The sequence below is a fragment of the Enterobacter sp. 22466 genome, assembly GCF_052044775.1.
In the GTDB taxonomy this organism is placed as follows: domain Bacteria; phylum Pseudomonadota; class Gammaproteobacteria; order Enterobacterales; family Enterobacteriaceae; genus Enterobacter; species Enterobacter dissolvens.
Genome location: NZ_JBQENX010000013.1, coordinates 26,425 through 40,609, shown reverse-complemented (window position 1 = coordinate 40,609; position 14,185 = coordinate 26,425). Strand labels below are relative to the sequence as shown.

Below are 14,185 nucleotides of genomic sequence, written 5' to 3'. Positions count from 1 at the left end.
ACTATATGATAATAAGGAACCTTACATGACCATACAGCAGTGGTTGTTTTCATTCAAAGGGCGTATTGGACGCCGTGACTTCTGGATCTGGATGGCCGCGTGGATTGTCGCCATGCTGCTTCTGTTTTTTGTGGCCTATAACGCATGGCTGAGCACCCAAACCGCGGCGTTTGCGCTGGTTTGTTTACTGTGGCCAACGGCGGCTGTGGTGGTGAAACGCCTGCACGATCGCGGTCGTTCGGGGGCATGGGCTTTTCTGATTATTCTGGCGTGGATGCTGGTGGCAGGGAACTGGTCGATGCTTCCGTCCATCCTCCCCTGGGTAGTGGGCAAACTGCTACCGACGATTATCTTTGTAATGATGGTTATCGATCTGGGCGCGTTTATTGGCACCCAGAGCGAAAACAAATACGGAAAAGACACCCTTGAGGTGAAATACCGCTGATCACCAGTAGTGCTCGGCGGTCATATGACCCGGCCGGCGGCGAAGGTGTTTCGTCATCTGCCGGGTATCTTTCAGAAGCTGCTGCGTGTCCCGTACCATCTGCGGGTTACCGCACAGCATCACGTGGCTGGTCTCGGCACGCATCGGTAAGCCAACAGCCTCTTCCAGAGCACCACTCTCAATTAACGCCGGTACCCGACCAGTAAGCGAACCCGCCGCCGTTTCGCGGCTCACCACGGTCTGGATTTTCAGCTTTCCGGCGTACTGCTGTTCCAGCTCCTGCATCTGCGGCAGATAGCTTAAGTCTGCGGCGTAACGCGCCGCATGGACCAGCACGATGTTTTTAAACCGCTCCAGGTCTTTGCCGTACTGCAAAATGGAGAGATAGGGGCCGATGGCCGTGCCGGTTGCCAGCATCCACAGGGTTTCGCAGTCCGGGATTTCGTCCAGGACGAAGAAACCTGCCGCGTCACTCACAATCTGTATATCATCACCCGGTTTAAGCGCCGCCAGGCGTGGGCTGAGTTTGCCGTCCGGGACGGTGACCAGATAGAACTCGAGATCCGGGTTGTCGGGCGCGTTGACGTAAGAGTAGGCGCGCTGCACGCGCTCGCCGTCGATATCCAGCCCCAGCTTGGCAAACTGACCGGCCGTAAACGGATGGATGGGAGCATGCACGGTGAGACTAAATAGCGCATCGGTCCAGAATTGTATCTTAGTGACTTTACCTGTTACCCAGTCCGCCATGATCTTCTCCTGTGCTGTTTCTTATGTCTATCTTCCGTATTTGTGGTGAAGATATCCAGCCCATTCGGGCCGGAAAGCTCTATCGATCAAACGGTTTTACAGAATGTGCGTCTGTACGTCCGGGTCTTTACGGTCGAGATAGTGAATTGACTGAATGCGACGAATGGTGCGCGATTTGCCGCGGATCAGCAGCGTTTCCGTGGTCGCCATGTTGCCTTTGCGGGTGATGCCATCCAGCAGATCGCCTTTGGTGATGCCGGTCGCGGAGAAAACAACGTTGTCGCTGCGGGCCATTTCGTGAAGTGCGAGGACTTTATTGGCTTCAATACCCATTGCCTCACAGCGCGCCAGCTCTTCTTCGCCCATGCGACGATTCTCTTCGCTGTCGCCTTTGACCTCATGGCGGGGTAGCAGGCGGGCCTGCATGTCGCCATCCAGCGCGCGGATCACCGCAGCAGAGACCACGCCTTCCGGCGCGCCGCCAATACCGTACAGGACATCCACTTCACTGTCTGGCATGCAGGTCAGAATGGAGGCCGCCACGTCGCCATCCGGAATGGCAAACACGCGTACACCCAGCTTTTGCATCTGTGCGATGGTGGCGTCGTGGCGAGGTTTTGCCAGAATGGTGACGGTGAGTTCGCTCAGCGGTTTATTTAACGCGCTGGCGATATTACGCAGGTTCTCTTCCAGCGGCAGGCTGAGGTCGATAGCGCCTTTCGCGCCAGGACCGACAATCAGCTTTTCCATGTACATATCCGGTGCGTTGAGGAAGCAGCCTTTGTCGCCCACGGCCAGTACGGCCAGCGCGTTGGCCTGTCCCATCGCCGTCATGCGCGTACCTTCGATCGGGTCGACGGCGATATCCACGGCATCGCCTTTGCCGGTACCCACTTTTTCACCGATGTAGAGCATTGGCGCTTCGTCGATCTCGCCTTCGCCGATCACAATGGTGCCGTCAATATTGACCTGATTGAGGACAATGCGCATGGCATGGACAGCCGCACCGTCGGCGGTATTTTTGTCGCCACGGCCAAGCCATTTATAGCCTGCCAGGGCAGCGGCTTCGGTAACGCGGGAAAACTCGATAGCAAGTTCACGTTTCATGAGGTACTCGTGCAATCAAAAGGAATTGCACGAAGTTTATCACAGAGTGGGGCGAGGCGAGGGGACCGGTGCAGCCGGAGCCCCTCACCCTGACCCTCTCCCCGGGGGAGAGGGAATGTATGATTACTCTTCGTGCTCTTCCCACGCCAGGGCACGTTTAACCGCTTTCTTCCAGCCGCTGTAGCGGTAGTTACGCTCGGTGGTTTCGATGCCAGGGCGGAATTCACGTTCGATAACCGCTTTTTCCTGCAGCTCGTCCAGATTCTGCCAGAAGCCGACGGCCAGACCGGCGAGATACGCTGCCCCCAGCGCGGTCACTTCACGTACTTCCGGGCGTTCCACGCGGGTGCCCAGAATGTCAGACTGGAACTGCATCAGGAAGTTGTTCGCGACCGCACCGCCATCCACGCGCAGAGCGTGCAAACGAATACCGGAGTCAGCCTGCATCGCTTCCAGCACATCACGCGTCTGGTAGGCGATAGATTCCAGGGTGGCGCGAATAATGTGGTTGGAATTCACACCACGCGTCAGGCCGAAAATCGCGCCGCGTGCATACGGATCCCAGTATGGTGCGCCCAGACCGGTAAACGCAGGTACCACGTACACGCCGTTGGTATCCTTCACTTTGGTGGCGAAGTATTCGGAGTCGAATGCATCGCTGATAAGCTTCATCTCGTCACGCAGCCACTGGATGGATGCCCCCGCCATGAATACCGCACCTTCCAGCGCATAGTTCACTTCACCGCGTGGGCCACAGGCGATGGTAGTCAGCAGACCGTTTTCTGATTTCACCGCTTTCTCGCCAGTGTTCATCAACATAAAGCAGCCGGTACCGTAGGTGTTTTTCGCCATCCCTTCTTTCACGCACAGCTGGCCGAACAGAGCCGCCTGCTGGTCACCGGCGATACCGGCGATAGGAATACGCGTGCCGCCTTTACCACCGATGTTGGTCTGACCGTACACTTCAGAAGATTTACGTACTTCTGGCAGCATGGCACGTGGGATATCCAGCGCGTCCAGCATCTTGTCATCCCACTCCAGGGTGTTGATGTTGAACAGCATGGTACGCGAGGCGTTGGTGTAATCCGTGACGTGAACGCGACCCTGGGTCATCTTCCAGATAAGCCAGGTATCGACGGTGCCGAACAGCAGTTCGCCGCGTTTTGCACGCTCACGTGAACCTTCCACGTGGTCAAGGATCCACTTCACTTTGGTACCCGAGAAATACGGGTCGACCACCAGGCCCGTGGCGCTGCGGACGTACTCTTCCATACCGTCGCGCTTAAGCTGTTCACAGATCTCTGACGTACGACGGCACTGCCAGACGATGGCGTTATAGATAGGCTTGCCGGTTTCACGTTCCCAGACGATGGTCGTTTCACGCTGGTTGGTAATACCAATCGCGGCAATCTCGTCGGAACTGATATCGGCTTTCGCCAGCACTTCGACCAGCGTGGAGCTTTGCGATGCCCAGATCTCCATAGGGTCGTGTTCTACCCAGCCTGGACGAGGATAGATTTGCTCAAATTCGCGCTGTGATACGCTGACAATGTTCGCGTCATGATCCATTACGACAGCGCGGGAGCTGGTGGTGCCCTGGTCGAGCGCAACAATATATTTTTTTTCGGTCATGGTGTAAGTCCCGTAGTCAGATTACAGCGAAGCTTTTTGTTGTGCGGCAGAAGTCGATTCTTTCTCCTCGTCCACACAGGTGTCGCACGGTAAGTGGCGACCAATTAATTTGCGATAGCTAAACGCACCCAGCGCAGCCCCGACAACCGGTGCAAACAGCGGTACCAGGAAGTAAGGGATATCTTTGCCGCCGGTGAAGGCCACGTTGCCCCAGCCAGCGATAAAGGCGAACGCTTTCGGTCCGATATCACGCGCCGGGTTCATCGCGAATCCAGTCAGCGGGCCCATGGATGCGCCGATCACCGCAATCAGCAGGCCAATCAGCAGTGGTGCCAGCGGGCCGCGCGGAATGCCGTTTCCGTCGTCGGTCAGCGCCAGGATAACGCCCATCAGAATAGCGGTAATCACCATTTCAACTGCGAACGCCTGCACAAAATTGATATGCGGGTTTGGATACGTTGAGAAGATACCTGCCAGATCCAGACTTTCGACACTGCCGCGCACCATATGATGCGTCTGTTCGAAGTCGATGAAAAGATTGTAATAAAGCCCGTAAACTAACGCCGCTGCGCAAAACGCGCCGGCAAATTGAGAAATAATGAAAGGAACAACTTTGCGTCCGTCGAAGCACGCGAACAGCCACAATGCGATGGTCACCGCCGGGTTAAGATGTGCGCCAGAAACCCCTGCAGTCAGGTAGATGGCCATTGCCACACCCAGACCCCAGATGATACTGATTTCCCACTGACCAAAACTGGCACCCGCCACTTTCAGTGCAGCAACACAGCCCACTCCGAAGAATATCAACAACCCGGTACCAAGGAACTCGGCAATGCACTGGCCTTTTAAGGTTGATGTCTGACTCATAATCGGAATCCTGAAGAGATTGATGTTTATTGTTAGCATGACCGCCCGTGACAGCCATGATGTCCTGTAGACATAGTGTTAATTTATCGTTAACGAGCAAAAACGAGAAATATCGAAATCAAAATGTGTGGTCTGTGTCAATAAAATGAGCGTTTGCGCGCCATAAAGCGCATTTTTGCATCAGCGCGAGAATGTGAGCTGAATCATTTCATTAACTAATGAGTTAACAACTTAGGGGTAATTGCCGCGAACGCACCAGGACGAGGCCGAAAAGTGTTGCAAACCGCGATCTGCGCGGTGTGTCGCTGGACAGGGGCGACGGGGCTTCATACAATCGGCATAGATGTTGTGCGCGTTTACGTTAAAGCGTCGCCTTGCAATTCAGGAGAGGTAGGATCATGTCTTTAGAAGTGTTTGAGAAACTGGAATCGAAAGTACAGCAGGCGATTGACACCATCACGCTGCTGCAGATGGAAATTGAAGAGCTGAAAGAGAAGAATAACAGCCTGGCGCAGGAAGTGCAGACCGCTCAGCACGGCCGTGAAGAACTGGAGCGCGAAAACAACCAGCTGCGTGAACAGCAGAACGGCTGGCAGGAACGTCTGCAGGCGCTGCTGGGACGTATGGAAGAGGTTTAATTCCCCCTGGGATTGAACTGAGCAGGCCGGGTAAGGCGAAGCCGCCACCCGGCTTTTTTATGATTATCGCAATTTGGCAATAACCATAAAAAAGGCCGCCCGAGGCGGCCTTAACGCTACTTGTCCTGCGCTGTCGTAGTAAAAGCAACAAACACTTTCGGTTCATCACTCTTCACAACGAGTACGCTGGCGACAATGAACGCAATACATAAATAGCGTTTCATTATGCGGTCCCTGCTGCTAACCGCTCCACCGTTCACCACCGGTGATAAGTCGGTGGACACAAGCCTTGGTATTAGCCTGTTTTACGGTTGTGAATACACCTTTCCCTGGACCGATGCCCATTTGCGAGATGGCGGAAAGGGACGCTGCATCATAATAAGCAGCAACCGTGGTGTTAAGGTATTCATACACAATTAGGATTTTATTAAGGTTCTGAGGGGTTGCCCAGGGTTTGGACGAGAGTATGATGAAGATCCTTGGTGTTAGCCTGCAAGCCTTCCCAACGGACCGCGAATCCCGAGGGACAAAAAAACCGCCACATTGCTGTTGGCGGTTTTTTTATGGCGCTCGCTTACTGTTTACTACTCGATATCCAGTGGATCTTCGGAGAGGATAATGCCGGTGTTATCGGCATAGAGATGGTCGCCGGAGAAGAAGGTCACGCCGCCGAAATTGACGCGGATATCGCTTTCGCCAATGCCTTCACCCGCGGCGCCTACCGGAATGGCAGCAATCGCCTGAATGCCGATATCGAGGTCTTCGAGATCGTCCACCTGGCGGACTGAACCGTAGACCACGATGCCTTCCCATTCGTTTTGCACGGCAAGACGGGCCAGTTCAGCATCTATCAGCGCACGACGTACTGAACCGCCACCATCGACCAACAGCACGCGACCACGACCGTTCTGTTCGAGCAGATCGTACAGCAACCCGTTATCCTCGAAACATTTCACCGTGATGATTTGTCCGCCAAACGACGACCGCCCACCAAAGTTGGAGAACAGCGGTTCAACGACGTTGACATCTTCCTGGTAGATGTCACAAAGCTCGGAGGTATCGTATTTCATAGGTTTAACGCTCTGTTGCTGCGAATGTGTTCAGTATATCGTGCGAAATGCGTTGTTGGCAAAATCATCAATTGTTAATTGATATTTGTCAGTTAACTCAGCGTCTGGCTCAGGACAATCCCTATCACGAACAACAGGTTAGTGAGCAATGCGCCTTTTACCGTACGCTCAAGCATCGGTGGCATGGCTGCCGGGCTGAGTTCACGCATCACAAAGCGGGCCTGTTTAATCAGTAGCGGCGCGGCGAGCACAAACAGCCAGCCCCAGAGACTATGCAGCGAGATCAGGTTGAACAGCCCGAGGCAGAGCAGGGCGCCCATCAGCAGGCAGGCATGATAGCGACGCGCGTTAACCGGCCCCAGACGCACGGCCAGCGTGTTTTTGCCGTTCTCACGGTCGCTGTCGATATCGCGCAGGTTGTTGATGTTAAGTACCGCCGTTGCCAGCAGGCCGCAGGCGGTCGCGGGCAGGAAAAGAGCAGGGATGAGCGTATGCGCCTGCAGGTACCAGCTGCCCATCACGCTCAACCAGCCGAAAAACACCAGTACGGAGATATCACCCAGGCCGATATAACCGTAAGGGCGCGTGCCGACGGTGTAGGTAATGGCGGCGATAATGGCGAGCAGGCCCAGCACCAGAAAACCAATGAAATCACTGGTGGTTTTCGAGGCGACCGTCACCAGCGCCAGGCCGGACAAACAAATCAGTGCCACAGTGATAATCAGCGCGCGCTTCATCTGAGCCTGGGTAATCACCCCTTTCTGCATTCCGCGCAGGGGGCCGATACGGTCAGGTTTATCGCTACCTTTAACCGCATCGCCGTAGTCGTTGGCAAGATTAGAGAGGATCTGCAACAGACCGGCGGTGACCAGCGCCAGCACGGCAACCAGCGGATCGAAATACCCCTGCCACCAGGCAAGGACGGTACCGACGATAATCGCGGCAAAGGCCAGAGGAAGGGTTTTAGGGCGCAGACTTTCGAGCCACGCCTGAGTACGGCTGATATCAGTCATAGTTATTTAGCCAATAAAAATGGGGGCATTAGCCCCCATTAAACGTGATGAGAATGCAATAACCGCGATTATAGGATAAAACGGCTCAGATCTTCATCTGCCACTAACGCATCCAGGTGTTTACCCACATATTCTGCGTCAATGGTAATGCTTTGACCGTTCAGATCACTCGCATCATAAGAGATATCTTCCATCAGGCGTTCCAGCACCGTGTGCAGACGACGCGCACCGATGTTCTCGGTGGTTTCGTTGACCTGCCAGGCCGCCTGGGCGATGCGTTTGATACCGTCTTCGGTGAACTCAATGTTCACCCCTTCGGTCGCCATCAGCGCTTTGTACTGTACGGTCACGGACGCGTTTGGCTCGGTCAGGATACGTTCGAAATCTTCGGTGGTCAGCGCCTGCAGCTCAACGCGGATAGGCAGACGACCCTGCAGTTCCGGGATCAGGTCAGACGGGCTGGCAATCTGGAACGCACCGGACGCGATAAACAGGATGTGGTCGGTTTTGACCATCCCGTGTTTGGTGGAGACGGTGCAGCCTTCAACCAGCGGCAGCAGGTCGCGCTGCACACCTTCACGGGAGACATCCGGGCCAGACGCGTTACCGCGCTTACAGATCTTATCGATTTCGTCGATAAACACGATACCGTGCTGCTCAACCGCGTCGATAGCATCCTGCTTCAGCTCTTCCGGGTTCACCAGCTTCGCCGCTTCTTCTTCAATCAGCAGCTTCATCGCATCTTTGATTTTCAGCTTACGCGCTTTCTGTTTCTGACCGCCCAGGTTCTGGAACATGGACTGCAGCTGGCTGGTCATCTCTTCCATGCCAGGAGGAGCCATGATTTCCACACCCATTGGTGCGGCGGCGAGATCGATCTCAATCTCTTTATCATCCAGCTGGCCTTCGCGCAGCTTTTTGCGGAATGCCTGGCGCGCCGCAGACGGTTCAGCCTGCTGTTCAGCCTGGCCCCAGTTGTTTTTCGCAGGCGGGATCAGCACGTCGAGGATGCGCTCTTCAGCCATCTCTTCCGCGCGATAGCGGTTTTTCTCGATCGCCTGGACGCGAACCATCTTGATTGCCGAGTCGGTCAGATCGCGGATGATAGAGTCCACTTCTTTACCTACATAGCCCACTTCGGTGAACTTAGTGGCTTCAACTTTGATGAACGGCGCGTTAGCCAGTTTCGCCAGACGACGGGCGATTTCGGTTTTACCGACACCGGTTGGGCCGATCATCAGAATGTTTTTTGGCGTCACTTCATGGCGCAGCTCTTCATCGAGCTGCATGCGGCGCCAGCGGTTACGCAGGGCGATAGCCACGGAGCGCTTGGCATTGTCCTGGCCGATAATATGTTTGTTCAGTTCGCTGACAATTTCGCGTGGGGTCATTTCAGACATGGGAGATCCTTACGCTTTAGAGGTCAATTCTTCGATGGTGTGGTTGTGGTTGGTATAGATGCAGATATCACCTGCAATATCCAACGCCTTCACAGCGATATCACGTGCATTCATGTCGGTATTTTCCAACAGTGCGCGAGCTGCAGCCTGGGCATAAGGGCCGCCAGAGCCGATGGCAATCAGGTCGTTTTCCGGCTGAATGACGTCACCGTTACCGGTGATGATCAGCGATGCGGTTTCATCGGCCACGGCCAGCAGCGCTTCGAGTTTGCGCAGCATGCGGTCGGTTCGCCAGTCTTTCGCCAGCTCAACGGCGGCTTTCACCAGATGACCCTGGTGCATTTCCAGTTTACGTTCGAACAGTTCAAACAGCGTGAAGGCATCAGCCGTGCCGCCTGCAAAACCGGCGATCACTTTGTCGTTGTATAAACGACGGACTTTTTTCACGTTGCCTTTCATTACGGTATTACCCAGCGTGGCCTGGCCATCACCGGCGATTACCACGTGGCCGTTACGGCGTACACTTACTATTGTTGTCACGAGCAGACCCCCTGGTTACAGAATCGGGAAACAGAAGCCCTGAGCCTGTGCTCAGGGCTGAATAGAAAGATAGATGGGGGGGAATTTGGGGGTTTCAACCCCCGGAAGCAAGTCGGATGCAGTTTGTGTGACCGGCAACTTTCAAACGAGAAATCGTGCCATCGGCATTTTCTTTGCCTTTGACCGGGCCAATCACCACGCGATTCCAGCCGTTATTGGTGGTAATGCGCGAGTCAAATCCTTCAAATGCCAGCTGAGCACGCACCGTTTCTGCCTGCTCGGCACCTTTGAACGAGCCGCACTGCACCATCCAGCGGCGTTCGTCTTTCTTCTCAGCCGTCTGCTTCGGTGCCTCGGTCTCTTTGGTGACCGGTGCGGCCTGCTGTGTTTTCGGCTGCTGCGCGGTGGTATGCGCAGGCGTCTGCAGCAGATCCTGATACGGTTGAGCCGTTTGCTTCTGCGCCTGGGTCTTCGGCTGTTGCTGAACAGGCTGAGACTGCACCGTTCGCGTCTGCGGTTGCTGGTACGGCTGTTCCGTCACGCGCGGCTGCGCTTTAGGCTGCTGGACCGGCTGGCTTTGCGTCCACTGCTGCTGCTGTTGTTGCTGCTGAATCTGTGCCTGACGCTGGCGCTGCAGTTGCAGCGTTTGCTGACGCTGCGCCGGCGTTTGTTCATTCCACGGCACTTCATTCAACTGCGTAGGCTGCTGGCGCATATCGGCCTGCATCTGTGCCAGCAACTGACGCTGCTCATCCGTGAGCTGATCGGCATTCTTCACCTCGCCACCGGCGGATGGCTCGGTCGGCGCCCGCACGCCAGGCTGACGGCTTTCCAGCTCTTTAATATAGCGCCAGCGCTCTTCAGGCTTCGGTGGCAGACCATTTCCGACCACTTTGTTGCCCTGAAGGGCCTCAGACTCTTCTTTTTTATGGTGCGTGATGAAGTACAGGCCGCCAATAAAGGCCACCAGTACCGCCGCAGCAATAGCGACCATTGCTGGCGAGACAGCAGGCAGGTTACGTTGCTTTTTCTTTGCGCTACTCTTTTTGCGTCGCGAAGGTGCCGGCTGGCCGCGACGTACATAATCTCGTTGTGCCACTATCGTTTCGCTGTATTTATTCGTTCGTCAGTCCGCCATGTTACTTAAGCGGCGGGGCTTTGACCAGATAAGGGTGTCCTAAAGACATTTACTTTAAGTCAATGCCTGGGTAGAACCACGAACAATCAGCTCGCAGTCCAGCAACCTCGAACCGCTGCTAACTGTTTGACCATGCAACTGATCGAGCAGGAGAAGCATCGCTTCACGGCCAATGTCGTAGCGTGGTTGCGAAACGGTTGAGAGCGGGGGATCGCAAAATTCTGAAAGCGAAATATTATCGAAACCGATAATCGACAAATCTTTCGGTACGCGCAGGCCGCGGCGTTTCGCATACGATAATGCGCCCAGCGCCATCACGTCGCTGTGGCAGAACACTGCGGTAGGCGGCTCAGGCAACGCCAGCAGTTTTTCCAGCGCCTGTCCACCGGCTTCAAAGGTAAAATTACCGCGTGCAATATAGTGCGGGTCAACCGTCGCGCCGGTACGGCGAAGTGCCTGAACATAGCCCTGCAGGCGATAGTGACACAGCGGCATCTCTTCTGGCCCGGCAATGCAGCCAATCCGTTTATGCCCCAGCTCCTGCAGATAGTTAACGGCGTTGAACGCGGCGGTCAGGTTATCGATATGTACCGTTGGCAGCTCAAGCTCTGGCGCAAACTCGTTGGCCATTACCATCGGCGGTAAATTGCGCTGCTCTTCAATGCTGGCATCAAACGGCAGGCGCGAGCCAAGCAGCAGCATGCCGTCGATCTGCTTGGTGATAATGAGGTCAATAAAGGTTTTTTCCTGCTGATTCTGGTGCGCGCAGTCGCCAATGAGCACCAGATACCCTTGCTCCGCAGCGGTCACTTCGATGCCGCGAATAATTTCGCTGAAGAAGGGATCGCAGATGTCCGGCACAATCACCAGGATGGTACGCGACTCATTACGTTTCACGTTACGCCCCATTGCCTGCGGAAAATACCCCACTTCCAGCGCAGCCTGCTCTACCCGGTTGCGGGTCGCCTGGGAGACTTTATCCGGGTTCATTAATGCGCGGGACACGGTTGCCGTAGAGACTTGTGCTTTCTGGGCAACGTCTTTCATGGTCGCCGTGGCAACCTCTTTCCTGGACTTCAACGTCTTCTCCTCGCCTGAACACCGAACTTCTGACGCCACCATTTTTACAGATAGTTAATGGAATCGGTTACAGAATTTTCATAAAAAGTGTGAGGGACGTTAAATTTTTCGATCCGTCTTCAGCCTTCGATGGGATCAACGTCAAGCACCCACTTCACTTTGCGCGCTTCTGGCAGGGTGTTAATCAAGGCCAGCGTGCCGCTGACGATGTGCTGTAAACGGATGCGCGAAGGGTGTTGCAGCAAAATCTGCCAGCGAAAACGTCCGCCGCGCTTGGGGGCCAGCGCCGGAACCGGCCCTAAAATCCACAATTGATTATCGACCAGCGGGCTGGCCTGCAGAAGGTTTCTCAACTGCTGCAGGAAAAGCGGCGCCTGCTGGTTGTTGTGATCTTCCGCGCGGATGATCACGTGGCTGGTCCACGGGGGAAGCTGCATGGTCTGGCGTTCAGCCAGTGCCTGCTCGGCAAACGCGTCATAGCCTTTGTGCAGCAGGGTTTGCAGCAACGGATGCTCAGGATGGTGCGTTTGCAGTACCACTTCGCCCTGTTTCCCGGCACGTCCCGCGCGTCCGGCCACCTGGGTATAAAGCTGGGCAAAACGCTCGGCTGAGCGGAAGTCGGCAGAGAACAGCGCGCCATCGACATCCAGCAGGGCAACCAGCGTCACGTCCGGGAAGTGGTGTCCTTTGGCCAGCATCTGGGTGCCAATCAGGATGCGCGCGCCACCGCGATGCACTTCTGCCAGCTGCTGTTCCAGCGCCCCTTTACGGCTGGTGGTGTCCCTGTCGATTCGGGAAATGGGCACGTCCGGGAAGAACGGTTCCAGGGCCTGTTCCAGCTGTTCAGTGCCCAGACCAACCGGCACAATATGCGTTGACCCGCACGACGGGCACTGACGCGGCACCGGGCGTTGGCTGTCGCAGTGGTGGCAGCGCAAATGGCGCTGGGCCTGATGGAAAGTGTAGTAGTGGTCGCAGCGCGGGCACTCGGCAATCCAGCCGCAGTCGTGACACAGCAGTGCGGGGGCAAAGCCACGTCGGTTGAGGAACAGAATAACCTGGTTCCCCGCCTGCAAATGCTGGCGCATGCGGGTAATAAGCGCGGGCGCTAGCCCCGCCTGCACCTGCTGACCTTTCAGATCCAGCACGTGTTGAATGGCCGGACGCGCATTCCCCGCGCGGCGCGTCAGGCGCAGCATATGGTATTTACGCTGACGAACGTTATGCAGCGTTTCGAGCGCCGGGGTAGCAGAGCCCAGAATAATGGGGATTTGCTCGCTGTGCGCGCGATAGACGGCCAGATCGCGGGCGTGATACCGCCAGCCTTCCTGCTGCTTATAAGAGCTGTCGTGTTCTTCATCGATGACAATGACGCCAAGATTTTTGAACGGCGTAAACAGTGATGAACGGGTGCCAATCACGATCGCCGCTTCGCCGTTTTTCGCTTTCAGCCAGGCGCTGAGGCGTTCGCTGTCATTCAGGCCAGAGTGCAGCACCTCAACCGGCGCATTAAACCGCTCACGAAAGCGGGCGATGGTTTGCGGCGTCAGGCCAATTTCCGGCACCATCACCAGCGCCTGTTTGCCCTGCGCAAGCACATTTTCCAGCACACTGAGATAGACTTCTGTCTTGCCGGATCCGGTGACCCCGGCCAGCAGCCAGGCGGAGAAATGATCGGAGGCGCTGTGAATCGCCCCCACGGCGGTGGCCTGTTCAGTGTTCAGGCGCAGGCGATCGCCAGAGACGGAAAATTGCTCCCGCCAGTCATACAGGGCCGGTGCCTCGCTTGCCAGCTCGCTCAGCCCTTTTTTTCGTAGTGCCTGGAGTGCGGTTTCGCTGACTTCCAGCTCATCGACCTGATGGCGCCAGATTTTCCCCTGACGCAGGGCGGCCAGCGCCTGCTGTTGCTTCTGGGAGCGCTTCAGGCTGTTAATGTCCACCGCCTGGCCCTGTTCGGTCGCAAACCAGTACCACATTGGCGCGTGGCTGGCGCTTTTGCCCTGGCGCAGCATAATCGGTAAAGCGTGGAACAGAACATCGCCAATCGGATGATGATAATAATCCGCCGCCCACAGCAGCAGTCGCCAGGTGCTGGTGGAGTAAACGGGCTCGCTATCGAGCACCTCAACGACCGATTTCAGTTCGTTAAGCGGCAACTCGCTCTTGTCGCTGACGGAGACGACGATCCCTACGCGCTGCTGTTTGCCAAAGGGCACGGTCACGCGACAGCCCGCTTTAACGCTCATGCTGTCGGGCAGCAGATAGTCAAACGTGCGGGGAAGCGGAACGGGCAGGGCAACGTGAGCGACGGGCATCGAATCTTCCTGACTTGAAAAGTGGCGCGTTAGTATACACATTAGTGAAAGCGGCGTGCGGATCAGTTTGCATACGTTGGTCAAATTCTGTATGATTCGCCGCCTTTGGTGTACTTTACGCCAAAGAACTTACATTCAACATCGCGTGGTGTCTGGCGTTAGGGCTGGAAGAGCGACGCGGCCTTAACTGAGG

Annotated in this window: 13 protein-coding genes; 2 read left to right on the top strand and 11 right to left on the bottom strand. The window is 55.8% G+C overall.

Translation table 11 applies throughout. The features are described 5' to 3' along the window. Positions 1-25 precede the first annotated feature (25 nt). Positions 26-445, top strand: coding sequence for a DUF805 domain-containing protein (locus tag ACTJJI_RS23750; protein ID WP_014833762.1), 420 nt, complete (start codon positions 26-28; stop codon positions 443-445). Here the strand turns inward: ACTJJI_RS23750 and fpr are convergent, their stop codons facing one another. The 4 genes from fpr to ACTJJI_RS23730 form a co-directional block, all read right to left on the bottom strand. Beyond that, positions 446-1,192, bottom strand: a complete 747-nt coding sequence (fpr, locus tag ACTJJI_RS23745; protein ID WP_014833761.1) for a ferredoxin--NADP(+) reductase — start codon at positions 1,190-1,192, stop codon at positions 446-448. A gap of 96 nt (positions 1,193-1,288) precedes the next feature. Next, positions 1,289-2,299, bottom strand: a complete 1,011-nt coding sequence (gene glpX, locus ACTJJI_RS23740; protein ID WP_440655788.1) for a class II fructose-bisphosphatase — start codon at positions 2,297-2,299, stop codon at positions 1,289-1,291. A gap of 123 nt (positions 2,300-2,422) precedes the next feature. Continuing rightward, complete coding sequence (gene glpK / locus ACTJJI_RS23735) at positions 2,423-3,931, bottom strand: glycerol kinase GlpK (protein ID WP_013099318.1); 1,509 nt, start codon at positions 3,929-3,931, stop codon at positions 2,423-2,425. A gap of 21 nt (positions 3,932-3,952) precedes the next feature. Beyond that, entirely contained in the window at positions 3,953-4,798 is an 846-nt protein-coding gene (locus tag ACTJJI_RS23730) for an MIP/aquaporin family protein (RefSeq protein ID WP_014833759.1), read from the bottom strand. A 398-nt stretch (positions 4,799-5,196) separates the two neighbouring features. On the opposite strand from ACTJJI_RS23730, the gene zapB reads away from it, so the two are divergent. Next, positions 5,197-5,436 (top strand): septal ring assembly protein ZapB, encoded by a 240-nt coding sequence (gene zapB, locus ACTJJI_RS23725; RefSeq protein ID WP_013099316.1) that lies wholly within the window; start codon positions 5,197-5,199, stop codon positions 5,434-5,436. Between the two features lie 584 nt (positions 5,437-6,020). Here the strand turns inward: zapB and rraA are convergent. The 7 genes from rraA to priA all read right to left on the bottom strand — a co-directional run bounded on the left by rraA (position 6,021) and on the right by priA (position 13,992). Continuing rightward, positions 6,021-6,506: a ribonuclease E activity regulator RraA gene (gene rraA, locus ACTJJI_RS23720; RefSeq protein ID WP_014833757.1), complete on the bottom strand. Its 486-nt coding sequence runs from the start codon at positions 6,504-6,506 to the stop codon at positions 6,021-6,023. 92 nt (positions 6,507-6,598) lie between these two features. Beyond that, complete coding sequence (gene menA / locus ACTJJI_RS23715) at positions 6,599-7,519, bottom strand: 1,4-dihydroxy-2-naphthoate polyprenyltransferase (protein ID WP_047360303.1); 921 nt, start codon at positions 7,517-7,519, stop codon at positions 6,599-6,601. 68 nt (positions 7,520-7,587) lie between these two features. Beyond that, complete coding sequence (gene hslU / locus ACTJJI_RS23710) at positions 7,588-8,919, bottom strand: HslU--HslV peptidase ATPase subunit (protein WP_014833755.1); 1,332 nt, start codon at positions 8,917-8,919, stop codon at positions 7,588-7,590. 9 nt (positions 8,920-8,928) lie between these two features. Further along, positions 8,929-9,459, bottom strand: coding sequence for an ATP-dependent protease subunit HslV (gene hslV, locus ACTJJI_RS23705; RefSeq protein ID WP_008501802.1), 531 nt, complete (start codon positions 9,457-9,459; stop codon positions 8,929-8,931). A 94-nt stretch (positions 9,460-9,553) separates the two neighbouring features. After that, positions 9,554-10,558 carry a cell division protein FtsN gene (ftsN, locus tag ACTJJI_RS23700; RefSeq protein ID WP_063411847.1) on the bottom strand — a complete coding sequence of 335 codons (1,005 nt, stop codon included), beginning with the start codon at positions 10,556-10,558 and terminating at the stop codon, positions 9,554-9,556. A gap of 93 nt (positions 10,559-10,651) precedes the next feature. Then, entirely contained in the window at positions 10,652-11,719 is a 1,068-nt protein-coding gene (cytR, locus tag ACTJJI_RS23695; protein WP_375794147.1) for a DNA-binding transcriptional regulator CytR, read from the bottom strand. Between the two features lie 77 nt (positions 11,720-11,796). Further along, positions 11,797-13,992: a primosomal protein N' gene (priA, locus tag ACTJJI_RS23690; RefSeq protein ID WP_047360301.1), complete on the bottom strand. Its 2,196-nt coding sequence runs from the start codon at positions 13,990-13,992 to the stop codon at positions 11,797-11,799. Positions 13,993-14,185: the final 193 nt, after the last annotated feature.